We start from the raw sequence: 21,474 nt of genomic DNA, 5'->3' as shown, positions 1-21,474 counted from the left end.
GTGAGGCGCGTTAACCCCATCCCCCACGACATCTCGGATTCCTCTCCGTGTCCATCCCCCTCCATTCTGGGGGCCCACTCGACCTGCCCCTCTCGGGGCAACAGCTCGATCATGCCAAATATCGCGCCCGGGCGCGCATGACTCCGAACTGGACATACCCCACGAGGGTATGTTACGTTCCTCGCCGCCCAGGGGGATACCCCCTGGGGGTACCAAGAAAGGAAGGAGTCACGTCATGGCTGACGAAAGACGCTGGTGGGCTCTCCTCGTGCTCGCGGCGGCGCAGTTCATGGTGATCATGGACACGTCCATCATCGGCGTCGCGCTTCCCGACATGCAGCGCGACTTGGGCTTCTCCGACGGCGGGCTGCAGTGGGTGTTCAACGCCTACGTGGTCGCCTTCGGCGGCCTGTTGCTGCTCGGCGGGCGGCTGGCCGACCTGTTCGGGGCGCGCGGGGTGTTCGTCACGGGGTGGGCGGTCCTGATCGCCGGATCCGTGGTCGCCGCCGCGGCCACCACCGCCTGGGTCGAGGTGGCCGGGCGCGCGGTGCAGGGCATCGGCGGGGCGCTGATCGCGCCCGCCGCCATGGCGCTGCTCATGATGCTCTTCGGCCACAACGCCCGCGAACTCGGCAAGGCCATGGCACTGTACGGCGCCGCCGCCCCGGCGGGCGGCACCGCGGGCGTGTTCCTCGGCGGCGTGATCACCGAATATCTGAGCTGGCCCTGGGTGTTCATCATCTACGTGCCGATCGGCCTGGCCACGCTCGCGGCCACCAGGCTGCTGCCCGCCGTGCGCGGGAAGCGCGGATCCGTCGACCTCGTGGGCGCCGCGTCCGTCACCGCGGGCATCGCGCTCGTCGTGTACGCCATCGTCGCCGCGAACTGGCCGGCCGGTCTCGGAGGCGCGGCGCTGCTCGCCCTGTTCCTGGTCGTGCAGCGTACGGTCAAGGAGCCGCTCATGCCCCTGGCCGTCTGGCGCACGCCCGGCCTGGCCGCCTCCAACCTGGCCATGGCCCTGCTCGGCGCGGCCTGGATCCCCATGTGGTACTTCCTCAACCTCTACCTGCAGCAGGTCCTCGGATACGGCGCGTTCGCCAGTGGCGCGGCACTGCTCCCGATGACCGTGGCGATCATGATCTTCATGATTGGCATCACCGCCAGGTTGCTGGGCAGGTTCGGGGCCAAGCCGCTCATCGTGGCCGGGCTGACGGTGCTGGCGGCAGGCGTGGCCGGGCTCGGGTTCGCGGGCGAGTTCGCCACGAACGTGCTCCCCGCGAGCCTGATCGCGGCGATCGGGATGTCCCTGGCGTACATCCCGGCGATGATGTCGGCCATGTCGGGCGCCCGCCCGGAGGAGGCGGGGCTCGCCTCCGGCATCGTCAACACGACCTACCAGGTCGGCTCCGCGCTGGGCCTGGCCGTCATGACGGCGCTGGCCACCTCCCAGGAGCAGCTCGGCTTCCAGGCCGCCTTCACGGGCGCCGCGGTGGTGGCCGTCCTGGGCGCGGCGCTGACGGCCGCCCTCATGCGCGGGCCGGCCGTACGCGAGGGAGAGCCTGTCGGCTGAAATCTTCAGAACCCTGCCGGATACCCACCAAGCACACAGTCAGGGGCATGACCTGCGGCCACCGCGTGAGCTCGGTGGAGGAAGAGGCCGGCGAGGTCGCGGGGATGGATCACCTCCGTGGAGGTGGACCTGAGCGAGGGCCCCGTCGACCGGACGAAGAGACCGGACACGAGCCGACGGGCCAGGTCTGAACGCCGCCGCCAAGCTCGGCGCCCACCTCCTGGGCGTGGGGCCAGTGGTCGGCCAGGCGCGGGCCGAGGACCACGTCGCGATGGCTCCGGAGTACACACAACCAGCGAAAAGGAGCTTCAAATGTCTGAGTACGGTTACACCCTGACCCCGCTGACCACCGTCGAAGCGGGCGAGCCGGCCGAGTTCCGGTTCACCGTGTCCGGGCCCGACGGCCGGCCGGTGACCGACTACCAGGTGCGGCATGACAAGAAGCTGCATTTCATCGTGGTGTCGCGGGATCTGGCGAGTTTCCGGCACCTGCATCCGGTTCTGGGCGGGGACGGGGTGTGGTCGGTGCCGCTGAGGCTGAAGGAGCCGGCGGGCACGCGCACTGAATCAGACGAAAGTCCCAGGCGATGACGTTCTCAAGCGTATTCGTGGCGAGCAACGGCCTGCGGCTGCGCCGCTTCGAGTGAACGCCGCCCCCATCGGACGGCCGGCGCCATCGCGGCGCCGGCCGCCACGAACACCGCGCCGAGCAGCAGCCACCCGAGCGTGCCGCCGCCGAGCACGAGCGTGGTGAGCGCGACGGGCCCGAGCATCCTGGCCACGGCCACGCCGGTGCCGAAGAAGCCCTGGTACTGGCCCTGCTTGTGGTCGGGGGCGAGCCCGAAGCTGATCTCCCAGGACCCGGAGGCCAGCAGCATCTCGCTGAGGACCTGCAGCCCGGCCGCCACCAGCAGGAACGGCCACCCGTACGGGCTCAGCGCGAACACCGCGCAGGCCGCGAACATCACCAGGCCCGCGTACCGCACCGACCGGGCGGCGGAGGCCAGCCCCTTCACGCGCCGGGCCACCCGCACCTGGAAGAGCAGCACGGTGACGGTGTTGAGCAGCAGCAGGACCGAGACCATCCAGGTGGGCGCGCTCGTACGGGAGGCGATCCAGAGCGGCACGACCAGGCTGAGCAGCGGCATGTAGAAGAGCATCACGGCGTTGATCAGCGTGATGAGCGCGTACGGCCGGTCTCTGAGCACGGCCAGCCGGGGGCCGGGCGCGGCCGGCGCGACCCGTACGGGAGGCAGTTTGAACAGCAGCCCGGCGGCGACCAGGAAGCTCACCGCGTCGAGCGCGAACACCGCCAGATAGGCCGGCCGCGTGCCGAGGTGCAGGGCGAGCCCGCCGAGGGCGGCGCCGACGGCCAGGCCGCCGTTGAGCGTGGACTGCAGGACCGCCCGCACGACCGTGCGCTCGGCGGGCGCGATCAGCCCGGCGAGCAGGGCCTGGCGGGCGGCCGACAGGCCCGTCTGGGCCGTGCCGTACAGGCAGGCGACCGCGACGAAGAGCGCGAACGACTGGACGAACAGGAACGAGGCGACCGCCGTGGCGGTCGTCAGCGCGAGCAGGACGGCGACGCCGCGCGGCCCGCGCCGGTCGGCCAGGTGGCCGAGCGGGACGCCGGCCACCGAGCCGACGGCCCAGCCGAGCGTGAGGCCGAGGCCGATCTCGGTGGCCGACAGCCCGACGATCCTGGCGAAGTAGAACGCCGAGGTGACGAGGTAGACGCCGTCGCCGATGGAGTTCGCGAGCTGGGCGTGAGCCAGGATGCGCCGGGGTGTCATGCCCTCATCTTGGACCCCATATTGTCCCGATATAAGCTCCAATTTCCGGCAAAGTGATTGGGCCAAGTTGGACGTTCACATCAGTCTCCACGGCCGGGGTGACCTGGCCGCACAGGTCTACCGGCAGCTGCTCGACGCCATTCTCGACGGCCGGCTCAGATCGGGCGAACGGCTGCCTCCGACCAGGGAGCTGGCCCGCAGGCTGGAGATCTCCAGGAACACGGTCGCCGTGGCCTACGACCGCCTGGTCGCCGACGGGTTCCTGGTGGGGAGGGCGGGAGCGGGCACGTTCGTGTCGGCGGAACCGGTCCGCGGCAGGGCGGCCCCGGAGGGCGTGGTGCGGCCGAGGGCGTTCTGGCAGCGGATCGAGGCCCCGGAAGCCATGCGGGCCGCCCGGTACGACTTCCGCGTCGGAATGCCGGACCCGTACCTGTTCCCCATGGAGACCTGGCGCCGGCTGGTGGCCCGCGAGCTGCGGGTGAGCGCCGCCGCGTACAGCAGCCCATCCGGATACGAGCCGCTGAGAGAGGCTATTTCCCGTCATATAGGTATCAGCCGCTCGGTCCACGCCGGCCCCGGCGACGTGCTGATCACGAACGGCGCCCAGCAGGCGCTCGATCTCATCGGCCGCGTCCTGATCGAGCCGGGCACCTGCGTGGCCGTCGAGGAGCCCGGCTACCCGCCCGCCCGCCTGCTGTTCCGCTCGCTCGGCGCCCGGGTGGCCGGGGTGCCGGTGGACGCGGAGGGCATCGACGTCCAGGCCATCCCCGGCGCCGCCCGCATCGTGTACGTCACTCCCTCGCACCAGTTCCCCCTGGGGACGCCCATGTCGCTGGCCCGCCGCGCCGCCCTGCTGGCCTGGGCCGAGCGCCGCCGGGCGGTGGTGATCGAGGACGACTACGACAGCGAGTTCCGCTTCGGCGAGCGCCCGCTCGAACCCCTCCAGAGCCTCGACCGCGCCGGCCGCGTCATCTACGTGGGCTCGTTCTCCAAGACCCTGCTCCCCATGCTCAGGCTCGGCTTCCTCGTCGCCCCGGCCTCGCTGGCCCCGGCGCTGCGGGCGGCCAAGCAGCTCTCCGACTGGCACAGCGACGTTCCCGCGCAGGCCGCCCTGGCCCGCTTCATCGACGAGGGGCTGCTGGCCAGGCACATCAGGAAGGCGACCCGCGAGTACGCCGCCAGGCACGCGATGATCGCCGAAACGCTGGCGGGCGACGAGCGGCTGCGACTGGTCCCGTCTACCGCGGGTCTGCACCTGTGTGCCCGGCTCGCCCCGGATGTGGAGGTACGCGCTGTGCCGGACCTGGCGGTGGAGCCGCTGGAGGCGTACTGCGGTGAGACCCCGGCCCAGCCCGGCGTGGTCCTGGGCTACGGCGGGATCACCAGGGACGACATCCCCGAGGGGCTGCGCCGCCTAAGGGTGGCGGCGGCTCCAGAACCGGCGGGCCCGCTCACCTGACAGCTCAGGCTCGTCGGGCGGCGCCGGCTGCTGGACGATCACGACCGTGGTCCGCGCGTGGCGGGCGCAGTACATGCTGGTCGAGGGCAGGAAGATGCGGCTGAGCAGCCCGCGCCGGCTCCGCCCCAGCACCAGCAGGTCGCCCTCGCGGGCCAGGTCGACGAGGTGGTAGCCGGGATCGCCGACCCGGCCGACCACCGCCGTTCTTATGTCGTCGGGCACCCCGCCGGCGACGTCTTCGAACGCGCTGGCGATCACCTCGCCGCAGCGCGCCTCCTCGCCGGCTCGGAGCGCGTGCTGGACGGGCAGAGCCTCGGGGAATGGGTGGACGGGCGCGCGGCTGACGTGCACGGCGACCAGGGCCATCCGGTGCAGCCTGGCCGCACCGATGGCCCAGGCAAGCGCCCAGCGCGAGGCCGGGGACTCGTCCACCCCCACGATCAGCCTCGCACCGCCGGGCAGTTCCTGTTCCACGGTGCCTCCTGTAAAGAAGTACGACCATAGTGCGCCCGCCGGTCTGTTACCGGGAGGTGGCACTTTTCGAACTATGGAGTCCCTCGCGAACCCCGGCGTAGCATGCGGGGGTGGAACGAGGGTGGGTGCGACCCCGTCCCGCCCTCGACCGGCGGCTGGACGGAGCGCTTACATACAGGCTCACCTCGCTCGTCGCAACTACAGGCTACGGGAAGTCGACTGCGCTGGCCGGATGGAGCCAGGCCGTCGGCGCGGTGTTGCATCGGCTCGGGCCCGCCGACCGCGATCTTCCCACGCTGGCGGGCGCGGTCGCGGCGGCCCTGTCGGAGCGGGTGCCCGGGCTGCCCGCCGATCTGGTGGCCGCCGCCGACGCCCCGCTCGGTCCCGACGCGGACGAGGTGTCCAGGGCCGCGGCGCTGGCGGGCGCGCTGGCCGAGGCGCTGTCCGGGCGGCTGCGGCGCGGTCTCGTGCTGGTGTTCGACGGCATCGACGCCATCGTGGGCGCCCCGGGCTCCGTGCGTTACGTGGAGACGCTGGTTCGCGCCGCTCCCAGGCACCTGCACCTGGTCACCGCGTCGCGGGCGCCGCTGCCGTTCCCGACCGCCCGGTTGCGCCAGGACCACGAGGTGCTCGATCTGGACGCGACCGATCTCGCGCTCGCCCCCGACGAGACGGCCGCCTGGGCCCGCGACCGGCTGGGGGAGGCGGGAGCGGCCGTCGCCGCCACGCTCCACGACGCCTGCGGCGGCTGGCCCGCCGCCGTGCAGGCCGCGCTCGACACGCTGGCCCGCGAGGACCCGTCCGGCTGGCCGCGCACGGCCGCCGGGCTGGCCGCGAACTCGGCCACGCTCGAACGCCTCACGCTGGCCGCGTTCAAGGACCTGCCGCCGGCGATGCGCGAGCTGCTGCGTGCCGCCACCGTCCTGCCCATGCTGACCGCCGGGCTGGCCGCCGCGCTGGGCGCGCCGCCCGACACGCTCGACTCGCTCACCAGCCGCGGCCTCTTCCTGGAGGGCGATCAGGACGGTCACCGCCTGACCTTGACCAGCCGCCACGTGCTGGCCAAGCACGCGCCGCTCGACCGGCACGAGGCCCACGACGCGGCGGCGGTCGCGTCCCGCTGGTACGTGGAGCACGACCAGCCCGAGCTGGCCCTGCGCGCCGCCGTCGCGACCGAACACCCGGGTCTGGCGGCCACGCTCCTCGACTCGTACGGCCTGCGCCTGGCCGAGCGCGGGGACGTGGTCGCGGCGCTGGAGCTGCTGCCCGAGGCCGCCAGGCACGCGCCGACCATGGTCAAGCTGGCCGGCGTCGCCGAGCAGAACCGCGGCCAGTGGACCCGCGCCCGCGACCTGCTCGCCCAGGCGGCCGAGGGTCCGGCGTTCGACGCGTTCGTGGCCAGGCGGCTCGGCCTCATCGACCACCTGCGCGGCGACCTCGACGCGGCCCTGAGCATGTACGCCAGGGGATACGAGTACGGCCTGCCGCCCGCCGACGCCGCCATGTGCGCCGCGTCCACGGCGTCGGTGCTCTGGCTGAAGGGCGACAGGGCGGGCTGCGCCGACCTCGCCGACAAGGCGCTCGAACAGGCCGGCGTCCTGGGCGACCCGAGCGCGCTGGCCATGGCCAACACGGTCCTGGCCATGCTCGCCGCGCTCGACGGCGACCGCCGCGCCAACGACGCCCACTACCTGCGTGCCCTGGAGTACGCCGAACGCGCGGGCGACATCGTCCAGCTCATCCGCATTCACGCCAACCGGGCCTCCCGACACCTGGACGAGGGCGCCTACGCCGAGGCGCTGGCCGAGACGGAGATCGGGGGCAGGCTGTCCGACCTGGTGTCGTTCGCCCCCTATGCCGCCCTGAACGTCGCCAACCGTGCCAAGGCCCTGATCGGTCTCGGCCGCCTGGAGGAGGCGGCCACCGAGGCCGCCGACGCGGTGGCCAGGTGGGAGGCGATGGGCTCCAGACTGGTCGGCACGGGCCTGAACCGGCTCGCCGAGATCAACGTGCTGCGCGGCGACCGCAGGGCGGCGGCGGCGATCTACCGGCGGATCGTCGCGGACTCGGCGCCGTCGGGCGAGGTGCAGTCGCTGTCCAACGCGCTCAACGGCCTCGCCGAGCTGCTGGCCCGCGACGATCCCGCCGAGGCCGCGCGCGTCGCCGAGCAGGCGCTCCGGCACACGGACGGCATCGCGGGGGTGACCGCCAGGGTCGTGGCCGCCCGCGTGGCGCTGGAGGGCGGCCGGCCCGACGACGCCAGGGTGATGCTCGACGAGACCGAACCCCTCGCGGTGGGCCGCCGTGACCACGCCGCGCAGGCCGCCATCGCCGAACTGCGGGCCGAGCTGGAGGGTGACCCGTCGCTGGCCGACGAGGCCGTGCGCAGGTGGACGACGCTCGGCGACCCGGTGGGGCAGGCCAGGGCCGAGCTGGTCAGGGCGGCCCTGGCCGACCCGGCGACCGGCGGCGAGCTGGCGGCCGTCGTGCGCGAGCGCATGCACGCCATCGGCTGCCGGGCGCTCGACGACCGGATCGACGCGCTGATCGTCCGCGCCGCTCCCGCGCCGGGCGCGAGGGTGATCGTCGAGACCATGGGAACGTTCCGGGTGCTGCGGGGCGGCGTGCCGGTCCCGCGTACGGCCTGGCAGTCGCGTAAGGCGCGCGATCTGCTGAAGATCCTGGTCAGCCGCAGGGGGAGCGGGATCGGCAGGGAGCGGCTGGTCGAGATCCTCTGGCCGGAGCAGGAGGGCGAGGCGGTCGGGCTGCGCCGGCTGAACGTCATGGTGTCCACGCTGCGCGCGGTGCTGGACCCGGCGCACGAAAGGCCGGCGGACGAGATCGTGGTCTCGGATGAGGGCACGTTACGGCTTGACCTGTCCAATGTGGACGTGGATGTCGAGAAATTTCTTGATCTGGTGGCTGAGGCCGTACGGCTGGATCAGGCAGGACGTACGGCCGAGGCGCTGGAGCGGTGGACGGCGGCCGAGAGCGCGTACGGCGGGGAGTTCTGCGAGGAGGACCCGTACGCGGACTGGGCCGTGGGGCTGCGCGAGCAGGCCCGCCTGGCCTACACGCAGGCGGCGGCCAGGATCGCCGCGGCACGCGCGGGCGAGCGGCGCTACGACGAGTCCGCCCGCTACTGGCTGCGCCTGCTGGAGCGCGACCGCTACGACGAGCGCGCCCACCTGGGCCTGGTGCGGGTGCTCGACCTGGCGGGCCGCCGCGGCGACGCCCGCAGGCGCTACCACCTCTACACCGAACGCATGCGCGAGCTGGAGGTCGAGCCTGCCCCGTATCCCACCTGAACCAGACCTGAACCGCCCGGCGAGATGGTTTCCGAATGAGAACGGTCATCGTCCGGCTGGTCGAGCCTGAGCAATCCGGCGGCCAGCTCCGCGGCCTGCTCGAAGAGGTGGGGGGCGAGGCGGTGCCGTTCAGCGGCGCGGAAGCGCTCCTCGACCTCCTGCGTTCCGCCGCCGGGCTGGCGCGGCGGCTCCCCGGCGACTGAGCCCGCCTCCGCGAAGTGGAGGCCATGAACGCAGTGCATTCCTGAACCTCGCGCGAACCTCTGTGACGACGATGGGTGTCGAGAGGAGGCGCGATGAGCGAGCAGGGGAGCGGTTGGCCGTTCGTCGGGCGAGGGGGGCCACTCACGGCCGTGCGGGTGGCGCTGCGGTCGGGAGCGGGCATGATGATCGCCGGTGAGGCAGGGGTCGGGAAGAGCAGGCTGGCGGCGGAGGCGCTGGCCGGGTTATCGGGGTACGCGGTGGTGCGCGCGCTCGGCACGGAGACTGCGTCGATGATCCCGTTCGGCGCGTTCGCGCACGTGCTGACGGGGCCGCCGGAAGGTGGCGAGAACCTGCTGCACTGGGCGGCCCGTCACCTGCGCGACCGCGCGCCGCGGGGCGAGCTGCTGGTCAGCGTGGACGACGCGCACCGGCTGGACCCGGCCTCGGCGGCGCTGGTGCACTACCTCGCGGACAGCGGCGCGGCGCGCGTCCTGGTGACGGTGCGGTCAGGGGAGTCGCAGCCGGCTCCGGTGGCCGCGCTGTGGAAGGACGAGCTGCTCGGCAGGATCGAGCTGCCGCCGCTGACGAGGGCCGAGGTCGGGCAGGTGCTCGCGGGCGCGCTCGGCGGCGAGGTGGCCGCGGAGACCGTACGACACCTCGCGCGGGTCAGCGAGGGGAACGTGCTCTACCTGCGCGAGGTCGTGCAGGCGGGGCGCAACGCGGGCTGCCTGGCCGAGCGGGACGGGCAGTGGCGCTGGCGGGGCGAGCTGTCCATGACGACCAGGCTGCGCGAGCTGGTGGGCGACCGGATCGGCCACCTCGACGAGGACGAGCGCGAGGTGCTGGAGCTGGTGGCGTTCGGGGAGCCGCTGGGCACGGAGCTGCTGGTGTCGCTGACCTCGGCGCGGGCGGTCGAGCGGGTCGAGGACCGCGGCCTGGTCGTGGCCGTCAGCGAGGGCCGGCGCGAGCAGCTGCGGCTCGGACACCCCCTCTACGGCGAGGTCGTGCGCGGCGGCTGCGGCACGTTGCGGACGCGGCGGCGGCTGCGGATGCTCGCCGGCGCGCTGGAGACCAGCGGGCTGCGGCGGCGCGAGGACGAGCTGCGCGCGGCCGTGTGGCGGCTGGACTCCGGCTCGGTCGCCGCCCCCGAGCTGCTGGTGTCGGCCGCCCGGCTGGCCTGGGGCAGGCAGGATCCCCACCTGGCCGAACGCCTGGCCAGGGCCGCGATCGACGCGGGCGGGGGCGTGGCCGCGGTCGCGCTGCTCGGCGAGGTGCTCATGGTGCTGGGCGACGCGGACGCGGCGCTGGCGGCGCTGCGGCGGGCGGCGCGCGACGCGGTCACCGAGGCCGACCGCGCCCAGCACGCCTTCAGCCTGGGGATCAACCTGGCGTGGGCGGGCGCGGACGCCGAGGCGTGCGAGGTGCTCGACCTGGCCGCCGCGACGCTGACCGAGCCGGCCTGGCTGCAGGAGGCGCACGTCTACCGCGCCGTGACCGACTGCTTCGCCGGGCGGCTGACCGGGGCGGCGCGCTCGCTGGCGCGCTCGCGTTCGTACGGTCCGATGTCGCCGCGCGCCGACGCGCACGCGGCGTCCATGGAGGCATGGGCCGCGGCGTACTCGGGGCGTACCGGGGAGAGCCTCGCCATCGCCGCGCGGACGCTGGAGAGCGTGGACAGCTGGCGGGACGAGGCGCCGCACGCGCTGCCGAGCTTCCTGGACGCGCTCTGCGCCGCCCAGACGTTCGCGGGGCTGCTGGAGGAGGCGGATCGCTCGGCGGAGCAGGGGATGGAGCTGCCGGCCGCCGAGTTGTCGGTGTCGGGGTTCGCGGCGTACCGGGCGATGGTCGGCCGGTTGCGCGGGGACGTCGCGGGGGCGCTGCGCTGGTGCCGGGACGACCTGGCCAGGATGCCCGGACGGGAGCCCTACCTGGGGCGGGTGCTGGCCGAGCAGGCGCACGCGCTGGCGCTGCTTGGCCGTACGGCGCAGGCTCGGGAGGTGCTGGCGGAGGCCGCCGCGACGGCCTCCAGGTGGGCCTTCACCCGGCAGCACGTGCTGCAGGCCGAGGTGTGGGTGGCCGCGTCCGGCGGCGAGCTCGACGAGGCGGTGCGGCTGTGCCTCGCGGCGGCGGACCACGCGGAGCGGCACGAGCTGCACGCCGGCCTGATGTTCGCGCTGCACGACCTGGTGCGGCTCGGCGCCCCTGACCGGCTCGCCCGGCTGGCCGGCCGGGTGGACGGCCCCCTGGCCGTTCTCCTGGCCAGGCACGCCCGCGCGATCGGCGACCCGGTCGAGCTCCGGGCGGTGGCCGGGGAGTTCGAACGGCTCGGGATGCTCCTGTACGCGGCCGAGGCGACGGCCCAGGAGGCGGCGGCGTACCGGGACACGGGCCGCGGCACCCTGGCCAGGGGCGCGCAGACCAGGGCGTGGGCGCTGGCCAGGCTCTGCCCGGGCGTGTCGACCCCGGCGCTGGTGGAGCTGGCCACGCCCGAGCTGACGCCGCGCCAGCGGGAGATCCTCCAGCTCGCGGCCGCCGGGCTGACGAACCGGCAGATCGCCGACCGGCTGGCGCTGTCCACGCGTACGGCCGCCAATCACCTCCAGGCGGCCTACGACAAGCTCGGCGTGAACGACCGCACCCAGGTGGGCCGCCTGCTGGCGGCGCTTTAGATCAGCTCAGATGAGCCTCAGCAGGCCGTCGTACAGGGTCTGCCGCTCGTCCTCGGTCAGGACCTGGTACGGCAGCGCGGCCCGCAGGTTGGTCTCCGCCTCGATCCGCGCGCGGACGGGCCCGTCCCGCAGGCCGACGATCTCGGTCGCGGACAGGCCCTCCGCCTGCCAGGCCCGGGCGTGGGCGTCGGCCCGGTGGTAGCGGAGGACGGCCAGCCGGTTGAACAGGAGCAGCCCCGGCCCGCTCCCCTCCGGCTCGTAGGGCGGCGCGACCAGTTCGAGCGCGCCGCCCGGTAGCCGCTCGGCCCCGTCGAGCACCCTGCCGGCCAGGCGGGCCAGCCGGGGCAGGTCCTGCCCTGTCCCGATCCGCTCGGCGGCGGCGCCGTGCGCCTCGTACAGCTTCCGGATGAACTCCAGCCCCGGGCCCGTCGCCCTCAGCACCCCGTCGCGGTCCTCGGCCAGGGTGCCTTCGCGCAGATGCTCCTGGATCTCGGTCTCTCGCCCGGCCGCGTCGTGGTAGCGGTAGATCGTGCCCAGGCCGGTTCGGGTCACCGGGCGCAGCGGGAGCGCGAATCTCAGGTCGACCAGCAGCCCCGGGCTGACGCCGGCGGTCTCGGCCAGTTCGGTGATCGCTCCGCGGGCGGAGGCGTGCACGTTGACGTGGGCCGCGTTGATGACGGGCGCGATTGCCGCCGCGTAGTCAGATAATTCCCGAATTTCCGGCATCGGCCGCAATTATGCCCGGCGCCGGCGGCCCCGCGCTGCTGGCCGCCGTCCTGGCCATGGCGCGCATGGGCCGGCTGATCTCCCGCCGGCCGTCGCGGTGGAAGCCGGTTCGACCGTTGACCTCGGTGTCGTGCGTACCGGCGATCAGCCGGGTGTGGTCGCTGACCGCCGGTGCACGGCACCACGATCCGGGTCTTAGCCCTTGCTCCAGATCGCCGCGATGGTGCTGCCCTCGGTGTCGAGGACCTCGGGCCGGTAGCCCAGCGCCTTCATCTCGGTGGCCTTGAGCGTGTAGGTCAGCTTGGACAGGCTCAGGTACTCCTTGAGGCCGGTCGCGCTGCCCTTGCTCCACACGGTGGTGTAGAGCTTGCCGGGCTCGACGGCCATGAGGACGGGACGCAGCCCGGCCTTGGTCTTGGCGAGGAGCTCCTGGCCGCGCTGCGCGACCGTCTGGCCGGTGGTCACCTGCACGGCGCCGGTCGCGGCCCCGGCGACCCAGACGGCCGCGTAGAGGGGCTTCTCGACCGTGCCGTAGACGTCCAGCGAGGCGACGCTGAAGCCGGAGGCGGCAAGCTTGGCGTTGGTGGACGCGAAGACGTCCTTGGTCATGCCGAGCTTGGACTGGACCTTCTCGGTCGTCTTCTCGAAGACCGCCGCGAAGATGGCGCTGGGGCCCGTGCCCGTGCCGGTGATCATGGACGGCACGAAGCCGCTCTTCGCCTGCTCGGCAATACGCGTCGGCAGGTCGGTCGCCGACAGGCCCTGCAGCACGCTCACCTTGCGGGTGGCGTCCTTGACCCAGACGGACGTGTACTGCGGGTTGGCGGCGTTGGTCACGCTCAACGCCTCAGGGACGTAACCGGTCCCGAGCAGCTCCTTGACCTTCTTGAGCTGCTCGGCCGGGTTGAGGCTGTCGAGGGAGAGCCAGTCCAGCAAAGGTCCGCTCTGGACGCTCTTGGTGGTCTCGGTGGACTGCTGGGCGTTCGCGGGGGTCGCCATGGCCAGCAGGGGAGCGACTGTCGCCGCCACGGCCGCAGTGATGGCGACGGTCCTCGGGGTCCTCATGATCCTCCTCGGGTAAAGGGTGTCCGTTTCTGGACAGTGAGTGACCATAACAAAGGATGAGCGGGAGTTCACCAGGTGTGACCACATATGCCGCAAACTGCGTCAGAAAGCTGGAGGCCCAGGTGTCAGGACGCCTGTCAAAACCGTGGATGGCTCTCCAGCAAGGAGCGTTCCAAGGGCGGTCCGGTACGGTTCCAGGCGTGAATGCGGGCATCGTCGGGCAAGCCGCGAGCCTGTTCGCCACCCGCCCGGCCTTCGGCCTCAGATCCGCGTCACCTACTCGACGGTTCTCAGGATCTGCTCGATCGACGCGGTACGGGCGCGCAGCTCGGCGAGGTCGGCGGCCATCCGCTGCTGGGCGTCCATCGTGTTCTCGGCGAGCTGCTCGAACCGGCGCACGAGCTGCCGTAGGTCGTCCGCCTGGTGGGCGTCGAGCTTGGCCTTGCGCATCTCGAACATCCCCACGGCGAAAAGGGCGATCAGGAAGCCGACCACGAGCAGCACCCCTAAGGAGAAGATCGCCGCGGGCCAAGTATCGATCATCAGGAGTGCTCCTTGGATCCTGGACCCTTCCCCGGGTCCGGCCTGGTGAGTGTCTTGGCGGCCTCGGCCAGCGCCGACGCGGTCAGGTGCAGGCTGAAGTCCGTGACTTCGTAGTACTTCATGGCCTTGCCGTCGTCGGACAGCTCCAGGGTGCCGACGATCAGCCCGGCCGCTTCGAGCCGTTGCAGGTGCATGTGGAGGAGTGGACGGCTCACCCCGATCTCGCGGGCCAGGTGGCTCACGTAGTCGCGCCCTTCGGCCAGCACCGCCATGATGCGCAGCCGCAGCGGGTTGGCCAGCGCCGCGAAGATCTCGACCAGGTCGTCACCTGTCGGCCCGGTCACTGTCATGGCTTCCCGTCACATGTAATGATTTCCTTACACGTGACCCTAGCATTCAGATGGTGGTCCGGGAAAGCTCCGGACTGGGGGTCTCAGGGCGCTCCTGCCGCGCCGGTGACCGGGCGCCCAGGGCCAGCCCCAGGGCCAGGCAGACCAGCGGGATCGCCGGGATCACGTACCGCACGTCGTAGGCGGCCAGGAACGGCGGCGAGGCGACCAGCGCGAGCGCCGTGACCCCGGGCAGCAGCGCGTCCCACCGCCGCCGCACCAGCGCCGTCGCCAGCGCCCCGGCCAGAGCCAGCATGAGCAGCGGGAACGGCACGTACCCCCACCGCTGGTAGGCCCGCAGCCATCCCGCGAACGGCTCCACGACCCGGGTGGCGGCCGGTCCGGCCTCGTACGACTCGGCGATGCCCCGTACCGACTCGCTCAGCGGCCGCTCGGCGGCGGGGAACTTGTACGGCGTCTTCTCGTCCACGGCCGTGCGCTCCCAGCGCAGCAGCTGCGTGAGGTCGGTCGCGACCGCGGCGACGTACTCGCCGGGCTGCGCGAGGATGGCCGCCCTGGCGAACTCCCCGGCGAGCTGGTTGCGATTGCCCGTCCCCGGCACCTTGAGCAGGGGGGAGAAGCTCTCCCACAACCAGTACGGCGGGTACGGGCGCTGCTCCACCGGCATGTTCGGGCAGAGCACGGCCAGCCGCTCCGGCGGCTTGATCACCGAGCAGTCGGCGAAGCTCATGGTCCTGGACCACAGGAAGTTCCCGTCCGCCTCGGTCAGCGCGAACTTCCCCTTCTCCACCTTCGCCCAGGCGCCGTACGCGCCCAGCGGGATCGCGCCCGCCACCAGCAGCGCCACGAGCGGACGCCAGCCGTACCGCCTGATCAGCAGGTACGCGGCCGTGAGGATCAGCAGCGGCAGGCCGACCGTCCTGGTGATCCCGGCCAGGCCGAGCAGCAGGCCGCCGACGGCGGCCGTGGCGGGGGTGACGCGCCAGACCACGAGCAGGATCGCGACCGTGACCAGCGCGACGAAGACCGCGTCCGCCATGATCATGTGTTCCAGCAGCACCAGGAACTCGTCGTACAGCAGCGGGGTGACCAGCAGGGCGGCGCCCCAGCCCGGCAGGCCGCGCCGTCTCAGCAGCGCGTACACCGCCACGGCCAGCCCCAGCATCAGCAGGTGCTGCAGGACCGTCACCAGCGTGAGGCTGTGCGCGGGGCGCAGCAGCGCCAGCATCAGCGAGTAGCCGGAGGGCCGGGTGGTGCCGGGGGTCAGCTCCTCGCGCAGGAAGGCGAACGAGTCGCCGTAGAACAGGATCGAGGGCGGGTATCCGAGCACGGCGAGCGCCCGCAGCGCGATCGCGGGCAGCAGGGCGATGACCAGGGCGCGATGTGCCAAGGTGGATCCGCTTCCTCGTGTGTCCGGGCCCCCACAATAGTGGGTGAACCGGACATCGGCCCGGCCCGAGAGTTCAGTTCTGCTCGGGCAGCGGATCGACGAGGATCGCCGGGTCGAGGTTTCGCAGGATGCCGGGGCGGTCGGTCAGGATCGGCCACTGGGTTGCCCGCGCGCATAAGATCACGTGCCCCGCGGTGATGTCGCCCGATCCGTCGAGAATCTCGGCGATGTCGGGCACCTTTCCCACGGTGAGGTCGTCGACCTGCACGGCGGAGCTGCTGATCAGATCGAAGAGTTCGACTTTCGTGGCGAGCGGGACGATCGAATAGACGAGCGTGAGGGCGGTCGCGGGAATGCACAGCCCGCCGCCCCGATAAAGGCACACCGCCGCGATGCTGCGAGAATGATTCGTTTTCGCGACCGCTATGTCGACGAGCGCTCCCACGTCGAGAACGCGCCCAGGAAGCATGGTCAATCCTCTTGATTCCGATGCAGGCCGAGCCTGAGCATCACATCGTCCGAAATCCGGTCCACCTGAAGGGCGTCGGCCGCTCTGTCGAGGTCGTCGCACTGCAGGTTCCAGCGCTGGATCAAGATGGTCGCGTGCGTCATGTTGCCCACTTCGCGCTCCACCGCGGCGCGAATCACATCGGAAATCATACGGCCATCTGACCGCGCTTTTTGATGAACCGCATCAAGTGTCGCCTTGTCTAAATTTACAATGATTGATGCTGTTTCTCCCGATTGTGTCTTGGGTTCGGGGGAAAGGCGGGGCGTCGACATCGGCCAGGACGGTGGAGCGGGGGTGTCAGGTGTCTTGTCGTTGTCCGCGGAATTCCGCCGTGATGGAATGGGGATCGCCATACGCACGACGGTAGTCCCATAACGTCGCCGCCGATAGTCACCCATCGAGATCGGGTGGTCACAAGGGCCTCCGAAGGAGTCACATGCACCGCGTCACGGCGAAAGACGGCACGTCCATCGCATACGAACGCCTGGGCGTCGGCCCCGCGATCGTCCTGGTCGGCGGCGCCGCCGCCGACCGCTCGGCGAACGCGCAGCTCGCCCACGAGCTGGCGGAGCGGTTCACCGTCTACAACTACGACCGGCGCGGCCGGGGCGACAGCGGCGACACCCTCCCGTACGAGGTCTCACGCGAGGTCGAGGACATCGCCGCGCTCATCGAGGCGGCGGGCGGGGCGGCGCACCTGTTCGGGGGCTCGTCGGGCGGCGCGCTCGCGCTCGAAGCCGCCGCCGCGGGGCTCCCGATCGCGCGGCTGGCCGTGTACGAGGTGCCGTACGACCTGGCCCCCGACGGGCCGCGGCGCGCGCGGGAGTACGCGGACCGGCTCCACGCGCTGCTGGCCGGGGGGCGCCGCGGCGACGCGTTCGCGCTGTTCATGGTGTCGGCGGGGGCCACGGAGGAGATGGTGGGGCAGGCCCGCAACTCGCCGATGTGGCCGGGGCTCGAGGCCATCGCGCCCACGCTCGCGTACGACGCCGCCTGCCTCGGCGACGGCCGGCCGCCCGCCGACCGGCTGCCCGGCATCGCCTGCCCCACGCTGGTGGCCACGGGCGGGGCCGGCGCGGACTCGTTCGTGGGCGGGGGCGGCGACTTCTTCGCCCGGGCCGCGGACGCGATAGCGGAGCTCGTCCCGGGCGCCGTGCGCGAGACCATCGAGGGCCAGACTCACATGGTCGACCCGAAGGCGCTGGCCCCGGTGCTCACCCGCTTCCTCGGACAGTAGACCCAGCACTACTGCCTGGCCCGCCGGCCAGTCGATACCGTCGGAAAGTGCTCGACCGGACCGCGCTGGAAGCGCTCACGCGGCGGCCGCTGCCGTTCCTGGGGTCCGCGTGGCCCTGGCGGTGCGCGGCGTACCTGCTGGCCAGCGCCGTCCCCGGCGCGGCCGTCGGGGTCGCGGCGTTCGCCACGATCCCGCTCGGCGTGGTCGCGGCCCCGGTCGTGCTGGCGCTGTGCCTGCCGCTCGTCGCGTGGTTCGAGCGGCGCAGGCTGCGGCTGGTGGACGGCGTGCCGCTGCCCGAGACTCCGGACCGGCGCAGGCGGGAGGCCGGGCTGGCCGTCCTCACGGTGCTCGGGCTGTGGTGGATTGACCTGATCATGCTGGGGTTCACGGTGGGTGGGCCGGTGGTCCTGATGCTCTCGCCCGTCGTGCAGCCCGAGGCGGAGCCCGGGATCGCCGCCGTGGGCTCCGCGGCGGGCGTGCTGCTGCTGCCCGTCGCCGCGTACACGATCACCGCCTGGGGCGGCGCCCGAGGCGCGATGGCACGCGCGATGCTCGCCCCGCAGGGCTCCGAGCTGAACGAGGTGCTGCGGTCACGGGCGCGGCTGGTGGACGCGTTCGAGGTTGAGCGCCGCAGGATCGAGCGCGACCTGCACGACGGCGCGCAGCAGCGGCTGGTCTCCCTGTCGATGGCGCTCGGCCTGGCCCGGCTCGACCTGCCGGACGACTCGCCGGCCGGGCGCATGGTCGGACAGGCCCACGAGGAGGCCAAGCGGGCGCTCGCCGAGCTGCGCGAGCTGATCAGGGGCGTGCACTCGCAGGTGCTCACCGACCGCGGGCTGGGCGCGGCGGTACGCGACGTGGCCGGACGCTCTCCCGTGCCCGTGGACGTTGACGTGGAGCTGCCCGGCCGGCTGCCCGCGCCCGTGGAGGTGACCGCCTACTACGTGGTCAGCGAGGCCCTCACGAACCTGGCCAGGCACAGCCGGGCCACCAGGGGCGCCGTCACCGGGCGGGTCGAGGGCGGCACGCTGGTCGTGGAGGTGCGCGACGACGGCGTGGGCGGGGCCGACCCGGCCAGGGGCACGGGGCTGACCGGGCTGGCCGACCGGCTGGCCGTGGTGGACGGGAGACTGTCCCTGTCCAGCCCGAGCGGCGGTCCGACCCTGATCAGAGTGGAGATACCGTGCGCGTGGTGATCGCGGAGGACGCCGTCCTGCTGCGGGAGGGCCTGGTCGGGCTGCTCGAACGCTTCGGCCACACGGTGGCCGCCTCGGTCGGCGACGCGCCCGCCCTGCTCGCCGCCGTCGCCGAGCACCGCCCCGACGCCGTGGTGACCGACGTGCGGATGCCGCCGGGCTTCGCCGAGGAGGGGCTGCGGGCGGCCCTGGAGCTGCGCGAACGGCATCCGGACCTGCCCGTTCTGGTGCTCAGCCAGTACGTCGAGCAGACCTACGCCGCCGAACTGCTGGAGTCGGGCGCCGGCGCCGGGATCGGCTATCTGCTGAAGGACCGCATCGGCGACGTACGCGAGTTCGTCGACGCGCTCGACCGGGTGGCCGCCGGGGGCACGGTCGTGGACCCGGAGGTGGTCCGCCAACTCCTGAGGCGGCGGCGCGACCCGCTGGCCCGGCTCACCCCGCGCGAGCAGGAGGTGCTCGGCCTGATCGCCGAGGGGCGGACGAACGCGTCGATCGCCAAGGAGCTGTTCGTCACCGAGGCGGCCGTGGCCAAGCACATCGCGAACATCTTCGCCAAGCTCGACCTCCCGCCTGCGGCGGACGGGCACCGGAGAGTGCTGGCGGTGCTCGAATACCTCAAATGACGCAACCTGAAAGTAGGGTTCGTTGGCATGAACGAGCAGTGGCAGGAGGTCGGCGACCGGGTCTATGTCCGGCGTCACAAGTCGTACGACATGAACGTGGGTCTGGTCGTGGGCGACGGGCACTGCCTGATCCTCGACACGCGCAGCTCGCACAGGGAGGCCGGCGATCTGGTCGAGGCGGTCAGGAGCATCACCGGCAGCCCGTGGACGGTCGTCAACAGCCACTCCCACTTCGACCACTACTTCGGCAACGCGATCTTCGGCCCCGCCGAGATCTGGGGCCACGTCAGGTGCGCCGAGGAGATCGAGCAGTACGGCGAGCAGCAGCGCGCCGTAATGATCGAGGGGAAGCCCGAGCGGCGGGCGGAGTTCGAGGAGGTCACGATCGTGCCGCCGGACCACACGTTCACGGTCGCGGCCAGCCTCGACATCGGCGGACGCATCGTGCACCTGCGGCATTTCGGGCTCGGGCACAGCAGCAACGACGTGGTCGTGCACGTGCCGGACGCGGGTGTCGTGTTCGCGGGTGACCTGGTGGAGGAGGGGGCGCCTCCGGCGTTCAGCGACTCGTACCCGCTCGACTGGCCGATCACCGTGGCGGCGATGCTGGACGAGCTGCCCGAGCAGGTGATCGTGCCGGGGCACGGCGCGGTCGTGGACCGGGCGTTCGCGCGGGCGCAGCAGGCCGAGCTGGCCCTCGTGGCCGAGCTGGCCGGGCGGGCCCACGTGGAGGGCCTGCGTGACCTGATCAAGCTCTTCCCCTATCCGGAGGACGTGACCAGGCAGGCGATCGAGAGGGCCTTCCTGCAGCTGGACCTCTGAGCTATATTGCAAAGCGCAATATAGAGGGAGGCATCATGGCGCAACGCCACAGCCTGGTCGGCCTGACCGTGCTGGCCCTGCTCACGGTGCGCCCGAGCCACCCGTACGAGCTGCACCGGTTCATCATCGACACGCACAAGGACTACATCACCGGCCTGCCGCGCAGCCTCTACCACGCGGTGGAGCGGCTGGCCAAGGACGAGCTGATCGTCCCCGCGAAGACCGACCGCGAGGGCCGCAGGCCGGAGCGCACGGTCTACGAGATCACCGACGAGGGCCGCAAGGAGCTGGTCACCCGGCTGCGGCAGCTCCTGGAGAAGCCCGACCCCGACAGGCGCGCCTTCGTCGCGGCCATCTCGCTCATCGGCTGCCTGCCGCTGACCGAGGCGCAGCGGGCGCTGCGCGGGCGCGCGGCCACGATCCAGGGCGTCCTCGCCGGCATGGAGGCCCACCTGCGAGCCATGGCCGACAGCGGCCTGCCCGCGATCCTCATGCTGGAGGTGGAGTGCGAGCAGGCGCTCCACACCGCCGAGCTCGACTGGATCACGGGGCTGCTCGACCGTCTCGACAGGGGAGAGCTCGACTGGGAGACCAGGGTCGAGATGTGAGAAGGGCCGCCGGGGTGCGCCAACACCCCGGCGGCCGGAAATCCGAACAAGGCGCCTGCCCTGCCCGAACTCGCATTCACAGGATAGGCGCCGCGACAGAGGGAGCAGTGCCATGTCCGCAGAGATCATTCGGCTGCTCGTGCGAACCGCCGAGACCTGGAACGCCGGGGACGCCGAGGGTTACGCCGGGCTCTTCACCGAGGACGCCGACTACATCACGTTCTTCGGCCAGCATCTGGAGGGTCGGCAGGCCATCGAGGAGACCCACCGCGAGCTGTTCAAGCTCGACATCAAACTCGAAGGGGGCGGCGGCGAGCCGCTGATCAAGCCGCTCACCGACGACGTCGCGCTGGTGATCGTGGGCGGCGGCTCGTCCGTGAACGGCGCGGCCGACCCGAGCCGCCGGTCCGTCATCACGCTGACCGCGCTGCGCACGCCCGAGGGCTGGCGCTTCGCCTCCTTCCAGAACACGCGGGTGAGCGCGCCGTGAGCAGGCAGCTGATCACCGAGGTCGCCGGCGTGCTCGACGCCCCGGTCGAGCGGGTGTGGCCGGAGATCGTACGGGCCATTCCGCGAACGGAGCTGGGCGAGCACGTCCTCGCCTACCAGGGCGGCTGGTGGTACCGCGGCGAGTGGTCGGTCACCCCCGTCCCCGAGGGCACGCGCCTGGTCCACCGCGTCTACAACGTGGGCGGCAACTACTGGCTCGTCGCCCTGGCCAACCGGCTGTTCATCGGGTTCCGGGAGCGTACGCGCCAGTCGTTCGCCGAGGGCCTGGCCCAGATCGGAAACCGGTTGGGGTGCGCCACCAGGCTCGCCTAGGCTGCCGGGCATGTTGCGTCCTGGAAGCTGGTCCAGGCCTGCGGGTGAAAGTCCCGTCCGGGTAAGCATCGGAGCGCCCGGTAGCAGGCCCCGGCCCGTCA

At 72.2% G+C, this 21,474-nt stretch carries 22 protein-coding genes; 13 read left to right on the top strand and 9 right to left on the bottom strand.

Going from position 1 to position 21,474, the window contains the following annotated elements:
* The first annotated feature begins 235 nt into the window (after positions 1-235).
* Positions 236-1,570, top strand: coding sequence for an MFS transporter (locus ACIBQ1_RS60055; RefSeq protein ID WP_397292390.1), 1,335 nt, complete (start codon positions 236-238; stop codon positions 1,568-1,570).
* A 312-nt stretch (positions 1,571-1,882) separates the two neighbouring features.
* On the top strand, positions 1,883-2,161 hold the full coding sequence (locus ACIBQ1_RS60050) for a hypothetical protein (protein WP_397292388.1): 279 nt from the start codon (positions 1,883-1,885) through the stop codon (positions 2,159-2,161).
* 5 nt (positions 2,162-2,166) lie between these two features.
* Here ACIBQ1_RS60050 and ACIBQ1_RS60045 read toward each other — a convergent pair whose 3' ends face one another.
* Positions 2,167-3,363 carry an MFS transporter gene (locus ACIBQ1_RS60045; protein ID WP_397292386.1) on the bottom strand — a complete coding sequence of 399 codons (1,197 nt, stop codon included), beginning with the start codon at positions 3,361-3,363 and terminating at the stop codon, positions 2,167-2,169.
* A 67-nt stretch (positions 3,364-3,430) separates the two neighbouring features.
* On the opposite strand from ACIBQ1_RS60045, the gene ACIBQ1_RS60040 reads away from it, so the two are divergent.
* Positions 3,431-4,822, top strand: coding sequence for a PLP-dependent aminotransferase family protein (locus tag ACIBQ1_RS60040; RefSeq protein WP_397292384.1), 1,392 nt, complete (start codon positions 3,431-3,433; stop codon positions 4,820-4,822).
* Here the strand turns inward: ACIBQ1_RS60040 and ACIBQ1_RS60035 are convergent.
* Positions 4,778-5,296 (bottom strand): universal stress protein, encoded by a 519-nt coding sequence (locus tag ACIBQ1_RS60035; protein WP_397292383.1) that lies wholly within the window; start codon positions 5,294-5,296, stop codon positions 4,778-4,780. The genes ACIBQ1_RS60040 and ACIBQ1_RS60035 overlap by 45 nt on opposite strands.
* 125 nt (positions 5,297-5,421) lie before the next feature.
* Between ACIBQ1_RS60035 and ACIBQ1_RS60030 the strand changes: the two genes are divergently transcribed.
* The 3 genes from ACIBQ1_RS60030 (at position 5,422) to ACIBQ1_RS60020 (ending at position 11,477) form a co-directional block, all read left to right on the top strand.
* Positions 5,422-8,604, top strand: a complete 3,183-nt coding sequence (locus tag ACIBQ1_RS60030; protein ID WP_397292382.1) for a BTAD domain-containing putative transcriptional regulator — start codon at positions 5,422-5,424, stop codon at positions 8,602-8,604.
* A 35-nt stretch (positions 8,605-8,639) separates the two neighbouring features.
* Positions 8,640-8,807 carry a hypothetical protein gene (locus ACIBQ1_RS60025; protein ID WP_397292380.1) on the top strand — a complete coding sequence of 56 codons (168 nt, stop codon included), beginning with the start codon at positions 8,640-8,642 and terminating at the stop codon, positions 8,805-8,807.
* Between the two features lie 93 nt (positions 8,808-8,900).
* A complete protein-coding gene (locus ACIBQ1_RS60020; protein WP_397292379.1) occupies positions 8,901-11,477 on the top strand; it encodes a LuxR C-terminal-related transcriptional regulator in 2,577 nt (858 codons plus the stop codon).
* Positions 11,478-11,483: 6 nt separating this feature from the next.
* Here the strand turns inward: ACIBQ1_RS60020 and ACIBQ1_RS60015 are convergent, their stop codons facing one another.
* The 7 genes from ACIBQ1_RS60015 to ACIBQ1_RS59985 all read right to left on the bottom strand — a co-directional run bounded on the left by ACIBQ1_RS60015 (position 11,484) and on the right by ACIBQ1_RS59985 (position 16,415).
* Positions 11,484-12,203 (bottom strand): hypothetical protein, encoded by a 720-nt coding sequence (locus tag ACIBQ1_RS60015; protein WP_397292378.1) that lies wholly within the window; start codon positions 12,201-12,203, stop codon positions 11,484-11,486.
* 195 nt (positions 12,204-12,398) lie between these two features.
* Positions 12,399-13,268: a hypothetical protein gene (locus tag ACIBQ1_RS60010; RefSeq protein WP_397292376.1), complete on the bottom strand. Its 870-nt coding sequence runs from the start codon at positions 13,266-13,268 to the stop codon at positions 12,399-12,401.
* Between the two features lie 276 nt (positions 13,269-13,544).
* On the bottom strand, positions 13,545-13,811 hold the full coding sequence (locus ACIBQ1_RS60005) for a hypothetical protein (protein ID WP_397292375.1): 267 nt from the start codon (positions 13,809-13,811) through the stop codon (positions 13,545-13,547).
* Complete coding sequence (locus ACIBQ1_RS60000) at positions 13,811-14,161, bottom strand: ArsR/SmtB family transcription factor (protein WP_397292373.1); 351 nt, start codon at positions 14,159-14,161, stop codon at positions 13,811-13,813. The genes ACIBQ1_RS60005 and ACIBQ1_RS60000 overlap by 1 nt, the downstream gene beginning before the upstream one ends.
* A 46-nt stretch (positions 14,162-14,207) precedes the next feature.
* Positions 14,208-15,551, bottom strand: coding sequence for a hypothetical protein (locus tag ACIBQ1_RS59995; RefSeq protein ID WP_397292372.1), 1,344 nt, complete (start codon positions 15,549-15,551; stop codon positions 14,208-14,210).
* A 73-nt stretch (positions 15,552-15,624) separates the two neighbouring features.
* Entirely contained in the window at positions 15,625-16,020 is a 396-nt protein-coding gene (locus ACIBQ1_RS59990; protein WP_397292371.1) for a hypothetical protein, read from the bottom strand.
* A 2-nt stretch (positions 16,021-16,022) separates the two neighbouring features.
* A complete protein-coding gene (locus ACIBQ1_RS59985) occupies positions 16,023-16,415 on the bottom strand; it encodes a hypothetical protein (protein WP_397292370.1) in 393 nt (130 codons plus the stop codon).
* 83 nt (positions 16,416-16,498) lie between these two features.
* Here ACIBQ1_RS59985 and ACIBQ1_RS59980 point away from each other — a divergent pair, with 83 nt between their 5' ends.
* The 7 genes from ACIBQ1_RS59980 (at position 16,499) to ACIBQ1_RS59950 (ending at position 21,373) form a co-directional block, all read left to right on the top strand.
* Positions 16,499-17,299 (top strand): alpha/beta fold hydrolase, encoded by an 801-nt coding sequence (locus ACIBQ1_RS59980; RefSeq protein WP_397292368.1) that lies wholly within the window; start codon positions 16,499-16,501, stop codon positions 17,297-17,299.
* Between the two features lie 47 nt (positions 17,300-17,346).
* On the top strand, positions 17,347-18,495 hold the full coding sequence (locus ACIBQ1_RS59975; protein WP_397292367.1) for a histidine kinase: 1,149 nt from the start codon (positions 17,347-17,349) through the stop codon (positions 18,493-18,495).
* A complete protein-coding gene (locus ACIBQ1_RS59970) occupies positions 18,483-19,121 on the top strand; it encodes a response regulator (protein WP_397292366.1) in 639 nt (212 codons plus the stop codon). The genes ACIBQ1_RS59975 and ACIBQ1_RS59970 overlap by 13 nt, the downstream gene beginning before the upstream one ends.
* A 27-nt stretch (positions 19,122-19,148) precedes the next feature.
* Positions 19,149-19,943: an MBL fold metallo-hydrolase gene (locus ACIBQ1_RS59965; RefSeq protein ID WP_397292364.1), complete on the top strand. Its 795-nt coding sequence runs from the start codon at positions 19,149-19,151 to the stop codon at positions 19,941-19,943.
* Between the two features lie 35 nt (positions 19,944-19,978).
* The gene (locus ACIBQ1_RS59960; RefSeq protein ID WP_397292363.1) at positions 19,979-20,551 is read left to right on the top strand and encodes a PadR family transcriptional regulator; all 573 of its coding nucleotides are present in this window, start codon (positions 19,979-19,981) and stop codon (positions 20,549-20,551) included.
* Between the two features lie 112 nt (positions 20,552-20,663).
* On the top strand, positions 20,664-21,041 hold the full coding sequence (locus tag ACIBQ1_RS59955) for an SgcJ/EcaC family oxidoreductase (RefSeq protein ID WP_397292361.1): 378 nt from the start codon (positions 20,664-20,666) through the stop codon (positions 21,039-21,041).
* Positions 21,038-21,373: a hypothetical protein gene (locus tag ACIBQ1_RS59950; RefSeq protein ID WP_397292360.1), complete on the top strand. Its 336-nt coding sequence runs from the start codon at positions 21,038-21,040 to the stop codon at positions 21,371-21,373. Before ACIBQ1_RS59955 ends, ACIBQ1_RS59950 begins: the two co-directional genes overlap by 4 nt.
* Positions 21,374-21,474 lie beyond the last annotated feature (101 nt).

It is taken from the genome of Nonomuraea sp. NPDC050153 (assembly GCF_044460125.1).
GTDB lineage: Bacteria > Actinomycetota > Actinomycetes > Streptosporangiales > Streptosporangiaceae > Nonomuraea.
Note: the sequence above shows the minus strand (reverse complement) of the source record. Positions and strands in the feature narration are given on the sequence as shown.

Excerpts from the sequence above, each read along its gene's own strand:
- ACIBQ1_RS60010 (WP_397292376.1), bottom strand. The coding sequence starts at position 13,268 with ATGAGGACCCCGAGGACCGTCGCCATCACTGCGGCCGTGGCGGCGACA.
- ACIBQ1_RS60045 (WP_397292386.1), bottom strand. The coding sequence starts at position 3,363 with ATGACACCCCGGCGCATCCTGGCTCACGCCCAGCTCGCGAACTCCATC.
- ACIBQ1_RS59985 (WP_397292370.1), bottom strand. The coding sequence starts at position 16,415 with ATGGCGATCCCCATTCCATCACGGCGGAATTCCGCGGACAACGACAAG.
- ACIBQ1_RS60055 (WP_397292390.1), top strand. The coding sequence starts at position 236 with ATGGCTGACGAAAGACGCTGGTGGGCTCTCCTCGTGCTCGCGGCGGCG.
- ACIBQ1_RS59960 (WP_397292363.1), top strand. The coding sequence starts at position 19,979 with ATGGCGCAACGCCACAGCCTGGTCGGCCTGACCGTGCTGGCCCTGCTC.
- ACIBQ1_RS60025 (WP_397292380.1), top strand. The coding sequence starts at position 8,640 with ATGAGAACGGTCATCGTCCGGCTGGTCGAGCCTGAGCAATCCGGCGGC.
- ACIBQ1_RS59980 (WP_397292368.1), top strand. The coding sequence starts at position 16,499 with ATGCACCGCGTCACGGCGAAAGACGGCACGTCCATCGCATACGAACGC.
- ACIBQ1_RS59955 (WP_397292361.1), top strand. The coding sequence starts at position 20,664 with ATGTCCGCAGAGATCATTCGGCTGCTCGTGCGAACCGCCGAGACCTGG.
- ACIBQ1_RS60005 (WP_397292375.1), bottom strand. The coding sequence starts at position 13,811 with ATGATCGATACTTGGCCCGCGGCGATCTTCTCCTTAGGGGTGCTGCTC.
- ACIBQ1_RS60015 (WP_397292378.1), bottom strand. The coding sequence starts at position 12,203 with ATGCCGGAAATTCGGGAATTATCTGACTACGCGGCGGCAATCGCGCCC.
- ACIBQ1_RS59990 (WP_397292371.1), bottom strand. The coding sequence starts at position 16,020 with ATGCTTCCTGGGCGCGTTCTCGACGTGGGAGCGCTCGTCGACATAGCG.
- ACIBQ1_RS60020 (WP_397292379.1), top strand. The coding sequence starts at position 8,901 with ATGAGCGAGCAGGGGAGCGGTTGGCCGTTCGTCGGGCGAGGGGGGCCA.
- ACIBQ1_RS59965 (WP_397292364.1), top strand. The coding sequence starts at position 19,149 with ATGAACGAGCAGTGGCAGGAGGTCGGCGACCGGGTCTATGTCCGGCGT.
- ACIBQ1_RS60000 (WP_397292373.1), bottom strand. The coding sequence starts at position 14,161 with ATGACAGTGACCGGGCCGACAGGTGACGACCTGGTCGAGATCTTCGCG.
- ACIBQ1_RS60050 (WP_397292388.1), top strand. The coding sequence starts at position 1,883 with ATGTCTGAGTACGGTTACACCCTGACCCCGCTGACCACCGTCGAAGCG.